The following is a 23,494-nucleotide window of genomic DNA, read 5'->3' as shown; positions in this document are numbered from 1 at the left end:
CGAGCAGGGCACCGAGGAGAGACTCTTGGGCCCGTTTGCTAACGGGCCCTTCTTTTTGGGACGCTTCTTTTTGGGCCGTGCGGCCCCGGCCCCTGGGGTCGACTACAATTCGGGCCTGTTTCCAGTCTCCCCACCATGGCCCTGTTCTCCATTTCCGATGCCCAACTTGCCTTCGGGCACGTGGCACTGCTCGACCACACCGATTTCTCGCTGGAAGCCGGCGAACGCGTTGGCCTGATCGGCCGCAATGGCACGGGCAAGTCGTCGCTGCTGCGGATCGTGGCCGGCATGTCCGCCCCGGACGACGGCCTGATTGCCCGCCAGAGCGGCGTCACCACTGCATATGTTGCGCAGGAGCCACAATTCGCGCCCGGGCTGACCGTGTTCGATGCAGTGAGCCTGGGCATGGGCGCCGCCCACGACCTGCTGGCCCGCTACGAGGCGGCGCTGGCCAAGCTCGACACCCATCACGACGAGGCCACGCTGGCCGAGTTGCATCGCGTGCAGGCCGAACTGGACGCCGCCGACGCCTGGACGCTGCGCACCCGCGTGGAAACTACGCTGGCCCGCCTCGACCTGGACCCGCACGTGCGCGTGGATTCGCTGTCCGGCGGCCTGCAGAAGCGCGTGGCGCTGGCGCAGGGGCTGGTGGCCGAGCCGGACATCCTGTTGCTCGACGAACCGACCAACCACCTCGACGTCACCGCCATCCGCTGGCTCGAAGACCTGTTGATTGGCTTCCGGGGCAGCGTGCTGCTGATTACCCACGATCGCGCCTTCCTGGACCGCGTGGCCACCCGCATCGTCGAACTGGACCGGGGCCGGCTGGTGTCCTTCCCGGGCAACTTCGCGGCCTATCAGGCCCGCAAGGCCGAACTGCTGGCCGCCGAGGCGGTGGAGCAGGCCAAGTTCGACAAGCTGCTGGCGCAGGAGGAAGTGTGGATCCGCAAAGGCGTGGAAGCGCGCCGCACGCGCAGTGTGGCGCGTATCCAGCGGCTGGTGACCATGCGTACCGAGCGCGCGGCGCGGCGCGAGGTGCAGGGCAATGTGAGGCTGGAAGTGTCGCAGGCGGACCGCTCCGGCAAGATCGTGGCCGAACTGACCAATGTGTCGAAGTCCTACGGCGACAAGCCGGTGGTCCGTGACTTCACCGGCACCATCATGCGTGGCGACAAGGTCGGCGTGATCGGCCCGAACGGCGTGGGCAAGACCACGCTGCTGCGCCTGATCCTGGGCGAACTGGCGCCGGACAGCGGCACGGTGCGCAACGGCAGCAACCTTCAGGTGGCGTATTTCGACCAGATGCGCACGGCGCTGGACCTGGAGAAGTCGCTGGCGGACACCATCAGTCCGGGCAGCGACTGGGTGGAGGTCAACGGCCAGCGCAAGCACGTGATGAGCTACCTGGGCGATTTCCTGTTCGCGCCGGAGCGCGCGCGGTCGCCGGTCAAGTCGCTCTCGGGCGGCGAGCGCAACCGGCTGCTGCTGGCGCGCCTGTTCGCCCGGCCGGCCAATGTGCTGGTGCTGGACGAGCCGACCAACGACCTCGACATCGACACGCTCGAACTGCTGGAGGAACTGCTCCAGGACTACAGCGGCACGGTGTTCCTGGTCTCCCACGACCGGGCCTTCCTGGACAACGTGGTCACCTCGACCATCGCCGCCGAGGGCGAGGGGCAGTGGCGCGAGTCGGTCGGCGGGTATTCGGACTGGGAAGCGCAGTCGGCCCGGGCCGGGGCCATCCAGGCCGCCAAGCCGGCCGAGGCGAAGCCCGCCGAGGCGCTGAAGACGCAGAACACGCGCGAGGCGCGCGGCGCCAATCGCACGGTCAAGCTCTCCTATAAGGAACAGCGCGAGCTGGATGGCCTGCCCGAGCGCATCAACGCGCTGGAAGCGGAGCAGAAGACGCTGGCCGGCCAGCTGGCGGACGGCGCGCTCTACGCGAACGACCCCGCCCGCGCGGCCCAGTTGGCCAGCCGGCACGACGAGATCGAGATGGAACTGCTGGAGGCGCTCGAGCGCTGGGAAGTGCTCGAGGCAAAGACCAAGGGCGAGGCGCAGTAAGCTAGCCGCTTACCCGCACCACGCCAGCACCATATTGGTGAGGTCGACCATGAACGCCGGCCGCAGGTAGGCCAGGAAGCCAAGCGTCAGCACACCGGCCAGCGCCAGCAGGCCCACCGTCTTTAACAGCTTGGCCTTGAGCCAGGGATGGTGGCGTGCGGCGTCCATGGCTCAGACCGCTATCGGCTGCGGGCGCGTCAGCGCCTGCTCGCGGATCGGCAGGTTGACCAGCGCCGCCACCACCCCCAGCCCGATGGCGATGAACCACACGAGGTCGTAGCTGCCGGTCCGGTCGAACAGGAACCCGCCCAGCCACGCGCCCAGGAAGCTGCCGATCTGGTGCGAGAAGAACACCACCCCGCTCAGCATCGACAGGTACTTCACCCCGAACACCTGGGCGATGATGCCGTTGGTCAACGGCACGGTGGACAGCCACAGCAGCCCCATCAGCGCCGCGAACACCCACGTGCTGGCCGCCGTCAGCGGCAGCAGCAGATAGCCGGCAATCACGAACGAGCGCGCCAGGTAGATGAACGAGAGCAGGTAGCGCTTGGGCATGCGCTGGCCCATCGCCCCGGCGGTGTAGGTGCCGAACACGTTGAACAGGCCGATCAGCGCCAGTGCCACTGTGGCGATCTTGGGATCGGTGAAGCCACGATCCTTCAGGTACGGCGTCAGATGCACGCCGATGAACACCACCTGGAAGCCGCACACGAAATAGCCGAGCGTCAGCAACTGGAAGTTGCGATTGCCGAAGGCCTCGCGCGTGGCCTCGCCAATGGTCTGGTGATGCCCGCCCGTGGTCGCCGCCACCTTCGGCTCGCGCAGCGCGAACACCAGCGGGAGCATGAAACAGGCCATCACGGCCATGGTAAACAGCGCGTTTTGCCAGCCGACGAAGGAAATCAGCGACTGTTCGATCGGAATCATCAGGAACTGGCCGAACGAGCCGGCCGCCGCCGCGATGCCCATCGCCCAGATGCGCTTCTCGGCGCTGGCCACCCGGCCGATCACGCCGTAGACCACGCTGTAGGTGGTGCCCGCCTGGGCAATGCCGATCATCACCCCCGCCCCGGAGGCGAACGCCGTGCCGCTGGTGGCCATCGCCATCACGACCAGGCCGGCCACGTAGAGCGCCACGCCGACCAGCATGATGCGGATGGGGCCGAATTTGTCGGCCAGCGCGCCGGCAATCGGCTGGGTGACGCCCCACATCAGGTTCTGCAGGGCCAGGGCGAAGGCGAAGGTCTCGCGGTTCCAGCCGTGGGCCTGGGTAATCGGCAGGTTGAACAGGCCGAAGCCGTGCCGGATACCCATCGATAGCGTGACGAGCAAGCCACCGCACACGAGCACGGTGGTCAGGGAGAGTTTGCGATCGGTCATGTCGGGCTCGGGACTTTGGCAGTCCTTTTCTCTGGTTATCGGGGGGCGCCGGGGGATTCCCTCTGCAGCCGGGCGAGTTTACCCCGGGTGGCGTATTTATGCCGAAGCCGCCGGTTCCGCGCGCCAGCGTACCGAGCCCGCCCCGGTCATCCATTACAATGCTGCGCAATCCGGCCGCGACGGCCGGGAGATCCACTTCTCCGTAGCGACTCCATGGCGAGCAAAACCAGTCAGTACAGCGAATCTTCCATCCGGGTCCTGAAGGGCCTGGAGCCGGTCAAGCAACGGCCCGGCATGTACACCCGTACCGACAATCCCCTGCACATCGTGCAGGAGGTGATCGACAACGCGTCGGACGAGGCGCTGGGCGGCCACGGCTCCGAGATCCTGGTCACGCTGCACCGTGACGGCAGCGTTAGCGTGGAAGACGACGGCCGCGGCATTCCGGTGGGTATTCACCCGGAAGAGCAGGTGCCGGTGGTGGAGATCGTGTTCACCCGCCTGCATGCGGGCGGCAAGTTCGACAAGGGCAAGGGTGGCGCCTACGCCTTCTCGGGCGGCCTGCACGGCGTGGGCGTGTCCGTGACCAATGCGCTGTCCACCCGTCTTGATGTGACGGTCTGGCGCGACGGCACGCTCTCCACGCTGACCTTCTCGGGCGGCGACGTCACCACGCCGCTCGCCGGCCGCAAGCTCGAACGCGGCGAGAAGAAGAACGGCACGCGCGTGCAGGTCTGGCCGGATGCCAGCTATTTCGACTCCGCCACCATTCCGCAGGCCGAACTCCAGCGGCTGCTGCGCAGCAAGGCGGTGCTGCTGCCGGGCGTGAAGGTCACGCTCGAAATCGAGAAGACCGGCGAAAAGCAGGTCTGGCAGTACGACCAGGGCCTGAAGGGCTACCTCGTCGAGGCGCTGGCGCAGGGCAGCGGGTCCGAACTCGTGATCCCGATGTTCGAGGGCGAGCACTTTGCCGACCCGGACGGCAATCCGGGCGAGGAAGGCTTTGCCGAGGGCGAGGGCGCCTCCTGGGTGGTGGCCTGGACCGAGGACGGCGCGCCGGTGCGCGAGTCCTACGTCAACCTGATCCCGACGCCGGCCGGCGGCACGCATGAGTCCGGCCTGCGCGAGGGCCTGTTCCTGGCGGTCAAGAGCTTTATCGAGATGCACTCACTCCAGCCCAAGGGCGTGAAGCTGATGAGCGAGGACGTGTTCGCGCGCGCCTCGTTCGTGCTCTCGGCCAAGGTGCTCGATCCGCAGTTCCAGGGCCAGATCAAGGAGCGCCTGAACAGCCGCGACGCCGTGCGCCTGGTCTCCACCTTCAGCCGCCCCGCGCTGGAGCTGTGGCTGAACCATCATGTGGACTACGGCAAGAAGCTGGCCGAACTGGTGATCCGCCAGGCCCAGGCGCGCACCCGCGCCGCGCAGAAGGTGGAAAAGAAGAAGGGCTCCGGCGTGGCCGTGCTGCCCGGCAAGCTGACCGATTGCGAATCGACCGATGTGTCGCGCAACGAGATTTTCCTGGTCGAGGGCGACTCGGCCGGCGGTTCGGCCAAGATGGGCCGCGACAAGGAGTTCCAGGCCATCCTGCCGCTGCGCGGCAAGGTGCTGAACACCTGGGAGACCGAGCGCGACCGCCTGTTCGCCAATAATGAAGTGCACGACATCGCCGTGGCGATTGGTGTGGATCCGCACGGTCCGGACGACGAGCCGGACCTGTCCAACCTGCGCTATGGCAAGATCTGTATCCTGTCCGATGCCGACGTGGACGGCGCGCACATCCAGGTGCTGCTGCTCACGCTGTTCTTCCGTCACTTCCCGAAGCTGATCGACAACGGCAACGTCTGCGTGGCCCGCCCGCCGCTGTTCCGAGTGGATGCTCCGGCACGCGGCAAGAAGCCGGCCCAGAAGCTCTACGCGCTGGACGAAGGCGAGCTGGAAGCCATCCAGGACAAGCTGATGAAGGATGGCGTCAAGGAAGGCGCCTGGCAGATCTCGCGCTTCAAGGGCTTGGGCGAGATGAGCGCAGAGCAGCTGTGGGAAACCACGATGAACCCGGACACGCGCCGGCTGCTGCCGGTGGCGCTTGGCGAATTCGACCTGCCCCAGACCGTGAGCATGATGAACATGCTGATGGGCAAGGGCGAGGCGTCGCAGCGGCGCACGTGGCTCGAGGAAAAGGGCAACGAGGTGGAGGCGGATATCTGACCGCTCCGGCAACGGGCGCAGCGGTCGGCAACGGAGAAGCACCATGCGGACCATCGGCAATCGCCGCGCCCTGGCGCGGCTGGCAAGGCGGGTCACGGCGCTCGGGCTGGCGCTGGCGGGCCTGTGCGCGACCGGTGCCGCCCACGCCGAACTGTATGGCTATATCGACGAAGACGGCGTGGCCCACTTCGCCGATGAAAAGATCGACGATCGCTACAAGCTGTTCCTCAAGGACGGCGGCAAGCTGGACACGCTGGCCATGCCGCGCGTGGCCGGGGTGCGCATGGTGGGGCGGCCCGGCAAGGGCGATGCCGACGCCGGCAAGCTGTTCCGCTATGTGCTGAACCACCCCAACATCGCGCTGGTCGATCCGATCATCCGCCAGATTGCCACGGCCCAGAACGTGGACCCGGCGCTGGTCAAGGCGGTGATGGCGGTCGAGAGCGGCTTCAACCCGAGCGCGGTGTCGCCCAAGGGCGCCATCGGCCTGATGCAGGTGATTCCGGACACCGGCGTGCGTTTCGGCATCGCCGCCGACAAGCGCCGCTCGGTGGAGCAGAAGCTCACCGACCCGCGCCTGAACATCTCGGCCGGCGTGCGCTACCTGAGCTGGCTGCAGGGCCAGTTTCCCAACAATCTCGAACTGGTGCTGGCCGCCTACAACGCCGGCGAGGGCGCCGTGGCGCGCTACAACAACCAGGTCCCGCCTTTCCCCGAAACCCGCCAGTACGTGAGCACGGTCATGGAGTTCTACCGGATCTACCAGCCGTCCGGGGTGGCCGTGGTGCGCACCGGCAGCCATGCCGGACGCGTGAAAATGGTGATCGGCGGCCGGCGCAACATGCCGGAATGACCCCCTTGTGACACCCGCTGTCACATCGATCGGGCCTCACTTTCCTGCGGGGCGCCCGAGTTTCGTTAGAATCCCACGCTGACAAGCCGACCCACAGGGTTTGCGAGGCGCCGCCCGGCGCCCGCGTGCCGCATTCTTGCCGACCATGGATCAACCAGACATTTCGTTTCAATCCGAAGAGCCAGCCGATTCGCTGACCCTGGCGCGCTACGCGGAGCGGGCCTACCTCGACTACGCGGTGAGCGTGGTCAAGGGCCGCGCGCTGCCCGAGGTGGCCGATGGCCAGAAGCCCGTGCAGCGCCGCATCCTCTATGCGATGGCGGCCATGGGCCTGCGTGCCGACGCCAAGCCGGTCAAGTCCGCGCGCGTGGTGGGCGAGGTGCTCGGTAAATTCCACCCCCACGGCGACCAGTCGGCCTACGACGCGCTCGTGCGTCTGGCGCAGGACTTCTCGCTGCGCTACCCCCTGATCGACGGCCAGGGCAACTTCGGCTCCCGCGACGGCGACGGCGCGGCGGCCATGCGCTACACCGAAGCGCGCCTGACGCCGATCTCGCGGCTGCTGCTGGATGAGATCGACCTCGGCACGGTGGATTTCCTGCCCAACTACGACGGCTCGGAGGAAGAGCCGAGGCTGCTGCCGGCGCGCCTGCCGTTCGTGCTGCTGAACGGCGCCTCGGGCATCGCGGTGGGCATGGCGACGGAAATCCCGCCGCACAACCTGCGCGAAGTGGCCGGGGCGACGGTGGCGATGATCCGCAACCCGGCCATCTCGCTGGCCGAGCTGCTGGCGCTGATGCCCGGCCCCGACTATCCGGGCGGCGGGCAGATCATCTCGCCGGCGGCCGATATCGCCCAGATCTACGAGGGCGGCCGGGGCAGCCTGAAGGTGCGCGCGCGCTGGAAGATCGAGGAAATGGCGCGCGGCCAGTGGCAGATGGTGGTGCACGAGCTGCCGCCAGCCACCTCGGCGCAGAAGGTGCTCGAGGAAATCGAGGAAATCACCAACCCGAAGATCCGCACCGGCAAGAAGGCGCTGACGCCGGAGCAGGTGCAGCTGAAGACCTCGCTGCTGGCCGTGCTGGACGCGGTGCGCGACGAATCCGGCAAGGATGCGCCGGTGCGGCTGGTGTTCGAGCCCAAGAGCAAGAACGTGGACCAGCAGGAGTTCATCCAGACCCTGCTGGCCCATACCAGCCTGGAGTCCGGCGCGCCGATCAACCTGGTGATGATCGGCACCGATGGCCGGCCGCGCCAGAAGGGGCTGCAGGAGATCCTGCGGGAGTGGATCGGGTTCCGCTTCGAGACGGTGACGCGGCGCACGCGCTTCCAGCTCAACAAGGTCGAGGACCGCATCCACATCCTGGAAGGGCGGATGCTGGTGCTGCTGAAGATCGACGAGGTGATCCGCATCATCCGCGAGAGCGACGAGCCGAAGCCGGCGCTGATCGAGGCGTTCCAGCTATCGGACCGCCAGGCCGAGGACATCCTCGAAATCCGCCTGCGCCAGCTGGCGCGGCTGGAGGCCATCCGCATCGAGCAGGAACTGGCCAAGCTGCGCGACGAGCAGGCCGAACTGGACGTGCTGCTGAAGTCCGAGACGATGATGCGCCGGCGCATCATCAAGGAAATCGAGCAGGACGCCAAGCAGTACAGCCCCGAGGACAAGGACCCGCGCCGCACGCTGATCCAGGAAGAGCGCCGCGCCGCCGCCGAGGTGCGCGTGGTGGACGAGCCGGTGACGGTCATCGTCTCGGGCAAGGGCTGGGTGCGCACGCGCCAGGGCCACGGCCATGAGACGCAGCAGTTCACGTTCAAGGCGGGCGACAGCCTGTACGACACCTTCGAGTGCCGCACCGTGGACACGCTGCTGGCCTTCGGCAGCAACGGCCGGGTCTATTCGGTGGCGGTGGCCGGGCTGCCCGGCGGCCGGGGCGATGGCGTGCCGGTGACGACGCTGATCGACCTCGCACCGGGCTCGCAGATCGCCCACACCTTTGCGGGTGGCGCCGAGCAGCGCGTGCTGGTAGCCACGGCCGGCGGTAACGGCTTCGTGACCAAGGTCGGCGACATGATCAGCCGGCAGAAGGGCGGCAAGTCCTTCATCACGCTGGATGAGGGGGACACGCTGCTGCCGCCGACGCCGATTGCCGACGAAGCCACGCATGTGGCCTGCTTCTCGGGCAATGGCCGGCTGCTGCTGGTGGGGCTGGACGAGGTGAAGGTGCTGTCGGCCGGCGGCCGGGGCGTGATCCTGATGGAACTGGAGCCCAAGGAGCCGCTGACGCACGCCGTGACGGTGGGCGCGCCGGGGCTGCTGATCTCCGGCACCGGCGTCCGGGGCGGCAAGATGCCGCCGCAGAAGCTGGCTGGCAAGACGCTGCTGCCGTACGTCGGCAAGCGCGCCCGCAAGGGCAAGGCGGTCGAGCCACGTCTCAAGGAAGTGAAGATCGAGCCGGTGAAGGTGGACGGCGGGAGCTAAGGCAGCCGCTGGGTTGCTCCGCGCTCCCAGGGGGGAGGGGAGCAACCCACATCACCGTCCCTGACCCCCTCTTGCGCATCCGTGATGACCGCGTGCCACGCGGGCCGTCGCGATTGCCGTAGTATGTCGGCAGCCCGCGCCACCCCCTGCGTGGGCATTTATCGCCGCCTATCATGTCTGCCGCCCCGCTGCCCGACGTCTCCGAGCCTGCCCTGGCTCCGCCCCCCAACGCCCGCACCCTGTTCTTCGAATTTGCCCGCATGGGGCTTTCCGGCTTCGGCGGGGTGCTCCCGTTCGTGCGGCGCGCCGTCGTGGAGCGCAACCGCTGGCTCAACGACCGGGATTTTGTCGAGATCCTCAGCCTCGGGCAGGTGTTGCCCGGCCCCAACGTTATCAACCTGGCCCTGATGCTGGGCCTGCGCTTCGCCGGCCTGCGTGGCGCCGTGGCGGCCTTCTGCGGGCTGGTGCTGGTGCCGATGGTGGTGGTGCTGTGCGCCATGGCGCTGTACCTGCGCTACCAGGACGTCACCGCCGTGCGCCAGATGCTGGCCGGCATGACGGCGGTCTCGGCCGGGCTCGTGCTGTCCACCGGGGTCAAGCTGGCGGAAAGCCAGCCGCGCACGGTGCGCGCGGTGGTGGTCGGCGTGGCGGCGTTTGTCGCCATCGGCCTGCTGCGCTGGCCGCTGCTGCCGGTGATGGCGGTGCTGGTGCCGGTGGCGCTGGTGCTCGAACATCGCGCCGAAAAGCGCCGGGGGCAGGCATGAGTTCCCCGGAGATCCTGCGCAGCCTGCTCGGGCATTTCGGCATGCTGTCGCTGCTGGCCGTGGGCGGCGGCGGCACCGTCATCCCGGACATGCACCGCTACCTCGTGGAAGCCAACGGCTGGATGACCGATGGCCAGTTCGCGGCGCTCTACGCCATCTCGCAGGCGTCGCCGGGGCCGAACATCCTGTTCGTGGCGCTGTTCGGCTGGCAGGTAGCGGGGGCGGGCGGCACGTTCGCGGCGATGGTCGGCATGTGCGGGCCGTCGAGCCTGATCGCGCTCGGCTTCGAATACTTCGCCGGCCGTTCGCCGCACGCGCGCTGGCCGGGGCTGATCAAGCGCGGCCTGTCCGCGCTGACCATCGGCCTGCTGATGTCCACGGGCTGGGTGCTGGCCAGCAGCGTGGACCACAACTGGACCGCCGTGGCGGTGACGCTGCTGACCATCGCCCTCATGCTGAAGACGCGGGTTCATCCGCTGATGCTGGTGGCGCTGGGCGCCGGCGCGGGGCTGCTCGGGTTGGTCTGACCCCGGCCTGACCCGGTCCGATCAGTCCACGCCGACGAAGCCGCCGGTCTGGTGCGCCCATAGCCGGGCATAGAGCCCGCCGCGCGCGAGCAGTTCGGCGTGGGTGCCGGTCTCGACGATATGGCCGCCGTCGAGCACCACCAGCCGGTCCATCCGCGCGATGGTCGAGAGCCGGTGGGCGATGGCGATCACGGTCTTGCCCTCCATCAACGCCTCCAGGCTCTCCTGGATGGCCGCCTCCACTTCGGAGTCGAGCGCCGAGGTGGCCTCGTCGAGAATCAGGATTGGCGCATCCTTCAACAGCACCCGGGCGATGGCGATGCGCTGCCGCTGCCCGCCGGACAGCTTCACGCCACGCTCGCCCACCAGCGCGTCGAGCCCCCGCTGGCCGTTCCCATCGATCAGATCGCCGATGAAGTCGTCCGCCCGGGCACGCCGCAGCGCCTCGCCCAGGTCGGCATCGCTACTGTCCGGCTTGCCGTAGAGCAGGTTCTCGCGGATCGAGCGGTGCAGCAGCGACGTATCCTGCGTGACCATGCCGATCTGCGCGCGCAGGCTCTCCTGCGTCACCCCGGCCACGTCGTGGCCATCGACCAGAATCCGGCCAGTTTCGACGTCGTAGAGCCGCAGCAGCAGGTTGACCAGCGTCGACTTGCCGGCCCCGGACGGCCCCACGAGCCCGATCTTCTCGCCCGGCTGCACGGTCAGGTTGACATGCTCGATCACCCCGGCGCCCTTGCCGTAGTGGAAGCCCACGTCCTCGAACTGCACCTCGCCCCGGGCGATGCGCAGCGGCTGCGCGTCCGGCCGGTCCACCACGTTGCGCGGCACGGCAATCGTCTTCATGCCGTCCTGCACCTGCCCGACGTTCTCGAAGATGCCGTTGACCACCCACATGATCCAGCCGGACATATTGTTGATGCGGATGACCAGCCCGGTCGTCAGTGCGATGGCGCCCGTGGAGATCAGCCCCTGGTTCCACAGCCACAGCGCCAGCCCGGTCGTGCCGGCGATCAGCGCGCCGTTCATCGCCGTGATGGTCACGTCCATGGCGCTGACCATCCGCCCTGCCATGCGCATCTTGTCGGTGTGACTGGCCATGGCGTCGCGCGCGTAGCTTTCCTCGTGGCGCGTGTGGGCGAACAGCTTCAGCGTGGTGATGTTGGTGTAGCCGTCCACGATGCGGCCCATCAGCCGCGAGCGCGCCTCGGTGGCCACCACGGAACGCTGCTTCACGCGCGGCGTGAAGTACGCCAGGGCGGCGATGTAGCCGGCAATCCACAGGATCAGCGGGATCATCAGCCGCCAGTCCGCCTCGGCGAACAGGATCAGCGCGCTGATGGCGTAGATGATCACGTGCCAGAGCGCATCGAGCGCATGCACGGCCGAGTCGCGCAGCGAGAACCCGGTCTGCATGATGCGCTGGGCAATCCCCCCCGCGAAGTCGTTCTGGAAGAACGACAGGCTCTGCTGGAGCAGGTAGCGATGGTTCTGCCAGCGGATCAGGTTGGCCAGGTTGGGGTTGATGACCTGATGCAGCAGCACATCGTGCAGGCCGAAGAACAGCGGGCGCAGCAGCAGCGCCACGGCGGCCATCCACAGCAATTCATTCTGATGGCGCGCGAAGAACTGCCCGTCCGGTGTTCCTTTGGCGAGGTCCATGATCCGGCCGAGGAAGCTGAACAGCGACACCTCGATCAGCGCGGCGATCAGGCCCACCACCAGCAGCGCGAACAACACCCCGCGCACCTCGCGCAGGAAGTACGCGTAGAACCGCCAGATGCTGGCCGGCGGCTGCGTATCCGGCATGTTCCGGAATGGATCGATCAATCTTTCCAGGCGGCGAATCGGCATACGGCGGTCCCTCATCTCGTCTGTTGGAGTGAACCGGTGATGATACGCGCTTGGCACTGTTTCGCATTTTCGTAGATCTGCGATTGTGGAGACGGGATAGGGGCTACTACGCTCTCGAATCGTTACTGAGCGATCACATCTCCATCCATGGCTACCGCACCGTCCCGTCCACCGGCTCGCACAACCGTCAAGCGTCTCGAATTCGCGTTTCCATTCCGCAGGGCGTCGTCCGACCCTCGAAAGCCGTCCGTTGCCTTTACCGACCAGCATGAATTCCTGAGCCTGTTGCGCAAGGAATCTCTCGGCGCCTACGCCGTCAGCCGCAAGGGCCTGTGGCATGGGGGTGTCCACGTTTCGGACGCTGGCGCAGGCAAATCCTTTGATTTGAAGCATGGCGTACGTTGCATGGCCGACGGCGAAGTCGTGGCATGGCGAGTCAATCGGAATTATCTGAAAATCGACCTTCCGGCATTCAGTGCGCAATACAGTTCGGGATTTGCGCTGGTGCGTCATGTCATGGAGTTTCCGAAGGATTGCACGCTAACGTTCCATAGCCTCTACATGCACCTGCAGGACCTCGCTGGCTATGAGTCCGACAAGACTCTGCCAAGGCCGGCGTACTGGACAACGTGGTTCAAGGTGACATCGGGCGCAAGGAATAGGCAAACTGCAGGGAGCACTCATCCGGGATTGCAGACCGCACAGGTCGGGCTGCAAGTCCTGGCTACTAAGTCCGGGGGCACGATTCTGGGCATCCTGCCGCATGGTGCCCAGTTCAGCGTCCTGAAGCGGGAAGGCGACTGGGCGCAGATCGACGCCATACATGTGGGATCAATGGTCCCGTCCAAGGTCGGCGGGTATGTCGACCCAACGGCTGCCCATAAGGGATGGGTCTTTCTCGGCAAGGACGGTAGTGCAGCGGTTGTCGAAGCATTCGTTCCTGAGACGGCTGTGGACCGCGTGGTCGTGCCGCGAAAGCCCGTACCGATCAAGGCTGGCGCGCTCATTGGTCATCTCGGGCGAGACGACTCCCTGGCCGAGATGCAGGTCATCCGGGGCGTCCACCTCGAAATGTTCTGCGACAACAGCATCCGGTCGTTTATCGACAAGGGGCGAAGCTGGATTGCAGAGAATGCGGCGAAACCAAAGGCGTGGGAGCAGCTTGGACTATCAGCAGCACCCACGATCCTGCGGATCGATCGGCAAACCAAACTCTATAAGAAACCCCATCGGGAAGGGCGCGACGCGCCCGAGACCGACGTTGTCCGGGCATTTACGCAGGCGGAACTGGAGCGCCGCACGGACAAACCGTTCACGGAAGACGGTAATGGTACCGACGGCAAGAAGCGTCGCTGGTGGAAGGTGGAAAGCGCGGACGTTCGACGTCAGGACATTTCTGGCTGGGTTCGTGAGGAGAACTTTCCCGGAGGCCGCATATCTCGGGAGTTTGCCCAGAAGTGGGTGGATTTCGAGCTATTGGACGCCGCTCACGACCAGACCCACACTATTTTTGCCACCACCGCCGGATATCTCGACTACATCACCGGTGCGAACGTACCGCATCCCGGAGCCCGGGACAAGCTGAGCCCCTTGATGCAAATGGCTTGTCAGCATTTATACAAGCGGGGCGACGGCCTGCAGGCGGCCAACGATCTATGCGTCGCTTCACAGGACCCGTGGACTGCCGTGGGCGCGTCGAGGTTGATCGTCAAGCACGAGAGTGAATGGGCCAATCCTGAAAAGTGGACCCCACTGATCGCGGAGTTCGAAAAGATAAGCCGGAACCGCGAAGCGCTCACCGCCGAACACAGGCGAATTCAGGCGCTAACGTGGTGGACCGAGGTAAAAGCACATTATCCCGCCTTGCCAGATCCAAAGGTTTTTCATATTCATCCGATCGGGATGGTGGGAAATTTTGGTGCTACTGACGACTGCGAATGTGGAGGGTGTTACGTCGATAAATTTATAGTGACTCGCCTCGGTTCTCAATATGGGCCGGTGTACTTTGGGAATAGGCCACTGGAAAGATCAGAGGTGCTTCTGGAGTTGGCGGAGAGCGGCACAATAACCACCAGCGAGCGACGCATAATGGTGGGGATGTCACCCAATGAGGGGAATCTTGATTCTGTCCATTCCTATGACAGCGAAATTGTTACCGCGGGAGCAATGCAAAAAACAATAAACCGGGACGGATTTGGAGAGCTTCCGCGGCAAGTTGCGCATTTTCGAGCTGCGGATGAGGATGCATACCAAGAGCTCTTCGAAAAATGCGGTTGGAGCGTCGAGGGGAGAGGTGAAGAGACGAGGATGTATTACTCGCATCCACTATTGACAAATGGGAAGAAAATAACGGGCAGGGAGTTAAAGGACAAAATCAGGGAAAATTGCTCCGCCAATTCATTTCGGAAGAAAGTTGACAACGTACCGCTAGCAGCAATTGTCCATGCGATGATGGACAAACGATATGAGCGCCTGCAATTGATGGATTTCATGACTAGGTTGCGCATCCAGATTCTACCGGAGGTGCCGTCGAATTGCCGTTTCCCGATCGGCGACTATTTTCAATCTGACCTCGGGCGCGCTACGGCGCTTGATCACCATGTAAATCGGCCTGCCTGGGTGAGGCAAGACATAGGAAGTGCGGTGCGACGCTTCTTTGATCGGCATCCTAACGTATCTCAAAATCCCGCAGAGTGGGGCGCAAATAGAGTTGCATATGAGAGGGAGATTGTGGAGGACTACGGCGTCAATCGCCGAATGGCTGTTATCGGAACGCAGTCAGTTGCACCGGGGCGGTATCGCGCCATGGCAGCGAGATTGAATTGAAGGGGCGCAGAGATGCACGCTAAGAAAAGATATCTGGTTGCTATGTTGGCACTCTGGTCATTCGTGGCGCAAGCGCATGAATACGTTACCTTTGATGGAGGTACACGAATTGAATTCTCAAAACCCCTTCTAGCGAGAGAGCGATCCCTTTTCGGACCCGGATTGAAGAAGGCGACCTTTGTGAGATCTGACGGTTCCAGGTTCGACCTCTTTGCCATGGAACGATTGAACCGTAACGGGGGAATTTTATTCTCTGGGGTGCAGGATGTTTTAGTTTCGCCAAGCGGGAGATTTGCTGTTCTCATAACTCTGCGCGTCGGCGTTCTCAGAGAGTTCAAGAAGCCAAACAGGATCGTAGATCGACAATATTGCCCGGCGATCGACACGCATTCCGGATGCATACTGAGTAATCAAACCGGAGGGATTTGCGGGGGTAGATGGGATGGCGCAGTGGATACGTGGCACGTTGGCGGAGAAAGTGGTGATTTTGACGCTACTGCTGCCATGACGGAGATGCAGGGTCTGGATGTTAATTTGATATGGGAAGATTATCAAAGCGGAAAAATGGAGGGTGGGCATTCCTCTCTATCTGGGCTTATTGAAAGCAAATTGGGTGTTCAAAACATCCTTGCATGCGCTAATTCCCGAGACATAAATATAGCCTTGTATGAGAGGGTTGCTGCACAATTGGAGCGAGAGGGAGACCGGGCATCCGCGCGATATATCCGAAGTCAATTTGGTGCGCGAAAATGAAGAGATTTGAATTGTAGTGATATAGGGAGCGTTTCATCATCTGACGAAATCGACCCTTGGAAATGGCGGAGGCGTGCGGACATGAGAGATACGCCCAACAAAAAGCCCCGCCATGAGGCGGGGCTTGTCTGCATGCCTGGTCGAGCAGGCAATATCAGTGAATCGCCATCAGTGAATCACCATGTGCGTGAACGGCGGCACGTACGCCTGCAGGGTCACGAACAGGCCGACGAGGATGGCCAGCACGACCGAGTGGAAGAACACGTAGCGCAGGATCTCGCCCTCGTGGCCGTACCACTTGGTGGCGGTGGAGGCCACCACGATCGACTGGGCGTCGATCATCTTGCCCATCACACCGCCCGAGCTGTTGGCGGCCGCCATCAGCACCGGCGACAGGCCCAGCTGCTCCGCCGTGGTCTTCTGCAGGCCGCCGAACAGGACGTTGGACGCCGTATCGGAGCCGGTCAGTGCCACGCCCAGCCAGCCCAGCATCGTGCCGAACAGCGGGTAGAACACGCCGGTCTGCGCAAAGGCCAGGCCCAGCGTGGCGTCGAGACCCGAGTAGCGGGTCAGGTAGCCGATGCCGAACATGGCGCAGATGGTCAGCAGCGAGTAGCGCACCAGCTTGATCGTCTCCCAGTACTCCTTGAGCAGGCGCGGCACCGAGTAGCCCATCAGCAGGCCGCCGACCAGCGCCGACACCAGGATGCCGGTGCCGGCCATCGACAGCACGTTGAAGTTGAACACCGCCCCTTCGACGATTTCCTTCGGCACCACCGGCGGACCCTTGATGATGGCCTTGTCGAGGCCCGGGATCGGGAATTTGTACTGCCAGATGCCGTCCACGAGCTTCTTGAACTCGGGAATGCCCCAGACGAACACGAACACGGTCAGGATGACCCATGGCATCCACGCCTTGACCACCGAAATGCCGACCGACGCCGCGTTGGCGCGGGCTTCGGCTTCCAGGGCTTCGGGGTGATCGACCTTCGAGTCGTCGTGGCGGCCCAAGATGCGCGTGGAGGTCCAGATCTCCTTCGGATGCCAGATCTTCAGGAAGGCGGTCAGGGCCCCCATCGAGATCAGCGCGGAGATCACGTCCACCAGCCACGGGCCGTGGTAGTTCGAGACCAGGAACTGCGGCACGGCGAAGCTGACGCCCGCCACCAGGATGGCCGGCCAGATGGCCAGCATGCCGCGGAAGCCCGCGAACGCCCAGATCAGCCAGAACGGCACCAGCACCGAGAAGAACGRCAGTTGGCGGCCAATCATCGCGGAGAGCACGGTCTGTTCGATGCCGGTCACCGACGAGAGGCCGATGATTGGCGCGCCGAGTGCGCCAAACGCCACCGGAGCGGTATTGGCGATCAGCGCTAGGCCAGAAGCGGCTAGCGGCGAGAAGCCCAGGCCGATCAGGATGGCGCCGGTCACGGCCACCGGCGTGCCGAAGCCGGCTGCGCCCTCGAAGAACGCGCCGAAGCTGAAGGCCACCAGCAGAAGTTGGAGGCGGCGATCTTCGGTCACGCCCGAGATCGAGTTCTGCAACACCCTGAATGACCCGTTAAGTGTGGTCAGCCGGTGCAGGAAGATGATGTTGAGGACGATCCACCCGATCGGAAACAGCCCGGAGACGATGCCCAGCCCGGCCGCCTTGCCGGCCATGGCCGCGGGCATGCCGAACACGAACGACGCCACCGCGATGCCGACCGCCAGCGCCAGTCCGGCAGCGATGTGGGCCTGCATGTGAAAGAACGCCAGCGCTGCGAGCAGCACGGCCACAGGGACCCCCGCGGCAATGGTAGACAGCGCCATATTGCCGAGCGGGTCATAGATTTGACTCCACACGATTGAATCCTCCTCTGGGTTTGGAAGGCAGCCGTGCCTCTGTCGGGCCTGGACTGCCGCTACTGCATAGCAACTGGGCGTGCGGCGGCAAGCGCATCGCTGCGCACAGAAAGGCGATTGTAAGGACGCGAGTTCCCCGCAATCGCTTAAATCCGGTCACCGGGTCGATGAATCGGATTCAGGGATCAGGGTTTGTTCGGGGGGAGCAGAGCGCACCTCACAACTCTCGGGCGAGGGTACTCCTAAAACGGACGTTCGAATTTGGCGTGGCCGTCGAGTGCGGCCAGGGAAAGTGACGCCTGCGCCGCTAGTCAGATCGGACAAAAACCGATCGACCAAAGGCGCAGGACGATTCAGCGCAGCGGCAGGACGAGGATGCCGGTGGCCGCCGGCCGGGCGCGCATGTCGTCCAGCCAGCGTTCGAGGTTGGGCCGTGCCGTGTGGGGCACGGGCGTGCCCATCCAGCGGTGTGCCGCGCAGGCCAGCGCGATGTCGGCCATGGTGAAGCGGTCGCCGCCGATGAACTCGCAGCTGGCGAGCGCCTTGTCCAGCATCGCGGCCAGCGGCTCGGTCCGTTCGCACGACTTGGCGATGACCGCCTCGTCGCGCTTCTCGACCGGCACGCGCACCATCTGCAGGAAGGCCGAGACCATGGCCGGGCTGAACGCCGTGGTCTGCCAGTCCATCCAGCGGTCGGCGGAGGCGCGCTCCTTGACGTCGGACGGCCACAGCGTGCCTTCGCCATAGCGCGCGCACAGGTAGCGCACAATGGCGTTCGATTCCCACAGCACGAAGGGCTCGCCGGCCACGTCCGTATCGCGAAAATCCTCGATCACCGGAATCATCCGGTTCGGATTCAGGCGAATGTAGGCCTCGGTGTCCAGCTCGCCCTGGTGATTGCCGATGTCGATGCGCTCGTGGTCCAGGTGCAGCTCGCGCGCGCACCAGACCACTTTCTGCACATTGATCGACGACAGGCGGCCCCAGATGCGCAACAGGCCTTGCGGCTCCTCCACGTCCATGGCGATCGGCTCTCCTTCAGGGTTCCGGGGCTAGCCTCAGGCAGCGCGCGGCTGCGGCGCTGCCTTAGCGATGGCTTCGCGGAACAGTTCGCCGAGGATCGTCACGCCTTGCTCGATCCGCTCCGGCGGCACCGTCACGAAGGCCAGGCGCAGCGTGTTCATGCGCGGATTGCCCGCATAGAACGGCGCGCCCGGCACGTAGGCCACGTTACGGCGCACGGCTTCCTCGAGGATCTTCATGCTGTCCAGCCCCTCGGGCAGTTCCACCCAGATGAACATGCCGCCTTCGGGCTGGTTCCACGTCACGCCGGCGGGCATGTGGCGCTTGAGTGCGTCAAGCATCACTTCGCATTGCTTGCCGTAGAGCGCGCGGATGGTCGGGATATGGCGTTCGAGCAGGCCGTCGCGCACGGACTCGTAGGCCATGCGCTGGGTGAAGCTCGGCGTGTGCAGATCAGATGCCTGCTTGGCCTGGCACAGCTTGAAGTGCAGTTCGGGCGGGGCGATCACGAAGCCCAGGCGCAGGCCGGGGGCCAGCACCTTCGAGAACGAGCCCATGTAGATCACGCCGTCCGGGTTCATCGAGAGCAGTGTCGGCAGGATGTCGCCGGTGTAGCTCAGTTCGCCGTAGGGGTCGTCTTCCACCAGCAGCAGGTTCAGTTCCTGCGCGCGCTTGACCAGCGCCTGGCGGCGCTCCAGGGGCAGGCGGCGGCCGGTGGGGTTCTGGAAATTCGGCAGGGCGTAGAGGAAGCGGGCGCCGGCGGTCAGCTCCGGCGTCAGCGCCTCGGGCACCAGTCCGCGCTCGTCGGTCGGCACCGAGACGAACTCGGGTTCGAACAGCGAGAACGCCTGCAGGGCGCCGAGGTAGCTCGGCGTTTCCACCAGCACGGGGCTGCCCGGGTCGATCATCACCTTGGCGATCAGGTCCAGCGCCTGCTGGCTGCCGGTGGTGATCAGCACGCGCTCCACCTCCACGTTGTAGCGCTTGGCCACGAATTCGCGCAGCGGCAGATAACCCTCGGTGGCGGCATATTGCAGCGCGCCCTGGGGGTTATCGGCGAATACGCGGGCCACCGCCGCTTCCATGGCCGCTACCGGGAACGACGCCGGGGACGGCAGGCCGCCGGCGAAGGAAATGACTTCCGGACGCTCGGTGACCTTCAGGATTTCGCGGATGGCCGAGCTGGTCAGTTGCTGTGCTCGGCGGGAGATGGCCCATTTCATGATCTGTCTCTGGTGGGGTGAATCTTGGACTGCGTGGTGGAAAAAATACGAATTATGCGATTTCGACGATCATTTCGATCTCGACGCAGGCGCCCATCGGCACCTGGGCCACGCCGAACGCGCTGCGCGCATGGCGGCCCTTGTCGCCGAAGACCTCGACCAGGAACTCGGATGCGCCGTTGGTCACCAGGTGCTGCTCGGTGAATTCCAGCGTGGAGTTGACCAGGCTCATCACCTTGACGATGCGCTGGACCCGGTTCAGGTCGCCGATATGGGCGTGGAGCGTGGCCAGCAGGTCGACGGCGATGGCGCGCGCGGCGGCCTTGCCGGTCTCGGTGTCGACGTCCTTGCCGAGCTTGCCGGCCCAGACCTTGCCGTCCTTGCGGGCGATGTGGCCCGAGAGAAAGACGGTGTTGCCGCTGGTCGCGGCCATGACATAGGCGGCGGCGGGGGCGCTGACGGGGGGCAGTTCCACGCCGAGGCGGGCGAGGGTGTCATATACGGACATGCATGGCTCCTGTTAGTGAAGTCGTCCTGGAAATATGGGGGGCGCCCCTTCGGCCGCGGTGGCGGCCGGTGGCGTGGCGGGTGCCGTGTTGCGCACGGCGGCGCGGCGGCCAAGGGCCACCACGGCAATCACCGCCACGGCAAAGGCGAGGGTGGGGGCGTCGAGGGGCTCGGCCAGGATCACGGCGCCGCCCGCCAGCGTGAGGAACGGCTGGAGCAATTGTATCTGGCCTACGCGGGCGACGCCGCCTTTTGCGAGTCCGGCGTACCAGAACAGGAAGCCGATGAACATCGAAAAGACCGAGACATAGGCCATGCCGAGCCACGCCCGGGAGGATGCCGCGCCGATCTCGGGCGCGTGCGCCATGGCCAGCCACGCCACCACGGGCACCAGTACCGGCAGGGACACGACCAGCGCCCAGCTGATGGTTTCCAGCCCGCCCAGCTCCCGTGACAGCTTGCCGCCCTCGGCATAGCCCAGCGCGCCAAGTACCACGGCGGCGAACAAATACCAGTCGGCATGTTGCAGGCCGCCGGCCCCCTGCCACAGGGCGAAGGCGATCACCAGCGCGCTGCCGGCCACGGCCGAGAGCCAGAAGGCCGGGGAAGGGCGCTCGCTGCCGAACCACGCCGCGAACACGGCGGTGGCCAGCGGCAGCAGGCCAATCACGATGGCGCCATGGCCGGCCGGCACCTCGCGCATGGCGAGTGACGAAAACAGCGGAAAGCCGACCACCACGCCCAGCGCCGTCACGGCCAGCCGTGCCCACTGGCGCCCGCGCGGCCGCCGTGCCGGGGCCAGCGCGCCGCGCAGGGCGAGCAGGCCCAGCGCCAGGCAGGCCGCCAGCACCGCGCGGGCCAGCGCCACGAAGATGGGGTCCAGCTCGGCCACGGCCATGCGCGTGAACGGGAGCGTCTGGCTGAAGATCGCCACGCCGATGAAGCCGAGCCACATGCCGCCGGAAGCGGGCGGATGGGAGGGAGAAGCAGAAGCAGAAGGATTTGCCATGATGCGGAGGCCCGGGAAGATCAGTGCGGCTGCGCGGCAAGGGCGATCCAGACCGCCGTCACGCCGAGCGCCAGCCCCATCGTTCCATTGAACCAGCGCACGCGGTTGCCCTGCGCCAGCCAGTGCCGCAGCGAGGCGCCGAGCAGCCCATAGGCGCCGTTGCTGAAGAAGCCGAACACCCCGAACACGGTGCTGACCAGCGCGATGCGCTGCGCGGGCGAGGGCGCGCCGGCCATGTACGAGGCCGCCACGGCCAGCGCCAGCATCCACGCCTTGATATTGGCGTACTGGAACGCGGCCGATTGCCAGACGTTCATCGGCTTGAGCACGGTCTTCTCGGCCAGCGAGGCGCTCCGGGCAATCTTCCACGCCAGCCAGAGCAGGTAGGCCACGCCGACGACATGGATGGCGCGCGCCAGCATCGGGCTGGCCAGTATCAGGGCGCCCACGCCGGTGGCGCACAGCGCGACGATGCTCGCGAAGCCGAACGCCACCCCGATGCAATGCGGCAGCGTGGCGCGCAGCCCGAAGTTGGCCCCGGTCACGGCGGCGATGGTGGTGTTGGGGCCGGGCGTGAACGCGCCCACGGCCAGCAGCGTGATCAATGCGAGGAACTGGGCCATCGACAGGCCCGTCAGCCAGTTGGCATCCATGACGGCGACCTCAGGCCAGCGCGGCGAAGTTGACCACCACGCGGCGGTTGGTGCGGCTCTTCTTTTCGATCTTGGTCACGGTGACCGCGCCGATCTCGCCCGTATTGGCCACGTGGGTGCCGCCGCAGGGTTGGCGGTCCACACCGGGGATCTCGATGATGCGGATGGTGGACGTGCCGGCCGGCGGCGCGGCGCCCACGGTGCGCACCAGATCGGGCTGCGCGGCGAGCTGTTCGGGCGTGATGCGGTCGATCCGCACATCGGTCTTCGCGCCGATCAGCGCGTTGAGCTGCTCGGTCAGTTCGGCCTTGTCCAGCGTGGATTCGGGGAGGTCGAAGTCGATGCGCGCGGAATCGGGCGAGATGCTGCAGCCAGTCACCGGCACCGGGATCAGCGATCCCAGCAGGTGCAGGCAGGTGTGCAGCCGCATCAGCTTGTGGCGGCGCGCCCAGTCGATGCGCACTTCGCCCTGGTCACCGGGCTGCACCGCCGGGGCGTCCGGCGCCGGCACGTGGAGGATGCGGGTGCGGTCCTCGGCGTAGATCGTGTCGATCAGCGCCACCACGCGGCCATCGGCCAGCACCAGCGTGCCGGTGTCCCCGGCCTGCCCGCCGCTCCGCGCGTAGCAGACGGTCTGGTCCAGCTCGATGCCGGCCTCGCTCACGGCCACGACCGTGGCGTTGCAGTGGTCGAGATAGGCGTCGTCGTCGAAACGCTTGGTGGTGGTGGCGGACATCGTCGGGGGCTCCTTCGGGGGTATTTATATAGTCAGCGCAGGGTCTTGGTGCCTGCTGGGGTGTCGATTTCGGCCACCAGTTGTGGCGGCCCATCGGTCTGTTCGATCTCGATCAGGTCTGCTGCGCCGATCCACGCCAGCCCCTGCCGCAGCAGTTCCGCCTGTGGATGGCTGCCGCGCAGCCGACGCAGCGCCAGGTCCTGGCGCGGGAGGCTGATGGCGGGGTGGTTGGGCACGTCCCACTGGATCAGCGTGGGGAACAGGCCATCGCCCGCATGCGTCGCCTCACCCGGCCAGGCCGGCAGGCTGCCGTCGTCGGGCACGGTCAGGCGCCAGTGCAGCGCGCCGCGCGTCATCGGAATGGCCGGGGCGATGCGGTCCGGGTACTGCGCCTGCCAGCGCGACAGGTCGATCGGCCGTTCCACGCGGGCGGCCCAGTGGGCCAGGAACGGGCCGTCGGCCAGCCGCTCGCGGATGGCTTCGCTGTCCAGCCCGAACCAGCGCGGCCGATCCGGCGCCGGGGCGGCCGGGTCGATCGCGATCACTTCGAGGTACATCCCGCCGAACAGCCCCATGACGCGGTTGTGCGTGCCCATGCGCGGGTGCGCGCCGCCGCCTTGCGGGGCAACGCCGAGCAGGTCGGCAACATGGTTCGCGCCGGATTCCAGATCCGGGGCCGCGATCACGAGGTGGTCTATGGCGAGCGTCATTGTCGGTTGATGGTAGACAAGGTTATCGGTACAGTACCGATACAGTTCAGCAGATCGTATTCAGTACAGTTGCGGGA

19 protein-coding genes are annotated in these 23,494 nt (G+C 65.6%); 8 read left to right on the top strand and 11 right to left on the bottom strand.

Annotated features, from left to right (window positions below):
• The first annotated feature begins 135 nt into the window (after positions 1-135).
• Complete coding sequence (locus AC1DFU_RS25355) at positions 136-2,064, top strand: ATP-binding cassette domain-containing protein (RefSeq protein ID WP_092290259.1); 1,929 nt, start codon at positions 136-138, stop codon at positions 2,062-2,064.
• 9 nt (positions 2,065-2,073) lie between these two features.
• Here AC1DFU_RS25355 and AC1DFU_RS25350 read toward each other — a convergent pair whose 3' ends face one another.
• Together AC1DFU_RS25350 and AC1DFU_RS25345 are read right to left on the bottom strand one after the other, a co-directional pair.
• Positions 2,074-2,232, bottom strand: a complete 159-nt coding sequence (locus tag AC1DFU_RS25350; protein WP_441590557.1) for a hypothetical protein — start codon at positions 2,230-2,232, stop codon at positions 2,074-2,076.
• Positions 2,233-2,235: 3 nt separating this feature from the next.
• Positions 2,236-3,447 (bottom strand): MFS transporter, encoded by a 1,212-nt coding sequence (locus AC1DFU_RS25345; protein ID WP_092290257.1) that lies wholly within the window; start codon positions 3,445-3,447, stop codon positions 2,236-2,238.
• 213 nt (positions 3,448-3,660) lie between these two features.
• Between AC1DFU_RS25345 and AC1DFU_RS25340 the strand changes: the two genes are divergently transcribed.
• The 5 genes from AC1DFU_RS25340 to AC1DFU_RS25320 all read left to right on the top strand — a co-directional run bounded on the left by AC1DFU_RS25340 (position 3,661) and on the right by AC1DFU_RS25320 (position 10,278).
• Positions 3,661-5,652: a DNA topoisomerase IV subunit B gene (locus tag AC1DFU_RS25340; protein ID WP_092290255.1), complete on the top strand. Its 1,992-nt coding sequence runs from the start codon at positions 3,661-3,663 to the stop codon at positions 5,650-5,652.
• Between the two features lie 43 nt (positions 5,653-5,695).
• Positions 5,696-6,505 (top strand): lytic transglycosylase domain-containing protein, encoded by an 810-nt coding sequence (locus AC1DFU_RS25335; RefSeq protein WP_441590556.1) that lies wholly within the window; start codon positions 5,696-5,698, stop codon positions 6,503-6,505.
• Between the two features lie 145 nt (positions 6,506-6,650).
• The gene (gene parC / locus AC1DFU_RS25330) at positions 6,651-8,987 is read left to right on the top strand and encodes a DNA topoisomerase IV subunit A (protein WP_441590555.1); all 2,337 of its coding nucleotides are present in this window, start codon (positions 6,651-6,653) and stop codon (positions 8,985-8,987) included.
• Between the two features lie 173 nt (positions 8,988-9,160).
• A complete protein-coding gene (locus tag AC1DFU_RS25325) occupies positions 9,161-9,751 on the top strand; it encodes a chromate transporter (RefSeq protein ID WP_092290221.1) in 591 nt (196 codons plus the stop codon).
• Positions 9,748-10,278: a chromate transporter gene (locus AC1DFU_RS25320; protein ID WP_092290219.1), complete on the top strand. Its 531-nt coding sequence runs from the start codon at positions 9,748-9,750 to the stop codon at positions 10,276-10,278. The genes AC1DFU_RS25325 and AC1DFU_RS25320 overlap by 4 nt, the downstream gene beginning before the upstream one ends.
• A 21-nt stretch (positions 10,279-10,299) precedes the next feature.
• Here the strand turns inward: AC1DFU_RS25320 and AC1DFU_RS25315 are convergent, their stop codons facing one another.
• A complete protein-coding gene (locus AC1DFU_RS25315) occupies positions 10,300-12,132 on the bottom strand; it encodes an ABC transporter ATP-binding protein (protein ID WP_441590554.1) in 1,833 nt (610 codons plus the stop codon).
• A 147-nt stretch (positions 12,133-12,279) separates the two neighbouring features.
• On the opposite strand from AC1DFU_RS25315, the gene AC1DFU_RS25310 reads away from it, so the two are divergent.
• Together AC1DFU_RS25310 and AC1DFU_RS25305 are read left to right on the top strand one after the other, a co-directional pair.
• Entirely contained in the window at positions 12,280-14,958 is a 2,679-nt protein-coding gene (locus AC1DFU_RS25310) for a hypothetical protein (RefSeq protein WP_143093843.1), read from the top strand.
• Between the two features lie 12 nt (positions 14,959-14,970).
• A complete protein-coding gene (locus AC1DFU_RS25305) occupies positions 14,971-15,711 on the top strand; it encodes a hypothetical protein (RefSeq protein ID WP_143093842.1) in 741 nt (246 codons plus the stop codon).
• A 168-nt stretch (positions 15,712-15,879) separates the two neighbouring features.
• Here AC1DFU_RS25305 and AC1DFU_RS25300 read toward each other — a convergent pair whose 3' ends face one another.
• The 8 genes from AC1DFU_RS25300 to AC1DFU_RS25265 form a co-directional block, all read right to left on the bottom strand.
• Positions 15,880-17,556, bottom strand: a complete 1,677-nt coding sequence (locus AC1DFU_RS25300; RefSeq protein ID WP_477159882.1) for an L-lactate permease — start codon at positions 17,554-17,556, stop codon at positions 15,880-15,882.
• A 353-nt stretch (positions 17,557-17,909) separates the two neighbouring features.
• Positions 17,910-18,554 (bottom strand): glutathione S-transferase family protein, encoded by a 645-nt coding sequence (locus AC1DFU_RS25295; protein WP_441590750.1) that lies wholly within the window; start codon positions 18,552-18,554, stop codon positions 17,910-17,912.
• Positions 18,555-18,614: 60 nt separating this feature from the next.
• Positions 18,615-19,802: an aminotransferase-like domain-containing protein gene (locus AC1DFU_RS25290; protein WP_092290211.1), complete on the bottom strand. Its 1,188-nt coding sequence runs from the start codon at positions 19,800-19,802 to the stop codon at positions 18,615-18,617.
• Between the two features lie 52 nt (positions 19,803-19,854).
• Positions 19,855-20,310 (bottom strand): RidA family protein, encoded by a 456-nt coding sequence (locus AC1DFU_RS25285; RefSeq protein ID WP_092290209.1) that lies wholly within the window; start codon positions 20,308-20,310, stop codon positions 19,855-19,857.
• 12 nt (positions 20,311-20,322) lie between these two features.
• Positions 20,323-21,318, bottom strand: a complete 996-nt coding sequence (locus AC1DFU_RS25280; RefSeq protein ID WP_441590552.1) for a DMT family transporter — start codon at positions 21,316-21,318, stop codon at positions 20,323-20,325.
• 20 nt (positions 21,319-21,338) lie between these two features.
• Positions 21,339-21,971: a LysE family translocator gene (locus tag AC1DFU_RS25275; protein WP_441590551.1), complete on the bottom strand. Its 633-nt coding sequence runs from the start codon at positions 21,969-21,971 to the stop codon at positions 21,339-21,341.
• 10 nt (positions 21,972-21,981) lie between these two features.
• The gene (locus tag AC1DFU_RS25270; protein WP_441590550.1) at positions 21,982-22,707 is read right to left on the bottom strand and encodes an alanyl-tRNA editing protein; all 726 of its coding nucleotides are present in this window, start codon (positions 22,705-22,707) and stop codon (positions 21,982-21,984) included.
• A gap of 32 nt (positions 22,708-22,739) precedes the next feature.
• Complete coding sequence (locus tag AC1DFU_RS25265) at positions 22,740-23,417, bottom strand: VOC family protein (protein ID WP_441590549.1); 678 nt, start codon at positions 23,415-23,417, stop codon at positions 22,740-22,742.
• Positions 23,418-23,494 lie beyond the last annotated feature (77 nt).

It is taken from the genome of Cupriavidus sp. 10L45 (assembly GCF_056395225.1).
The sequence above is the reverse complement of the archived record's forward strand: the minus strand, read 5'-3'. Positions and strand labels throughout refer to the sequence as shown.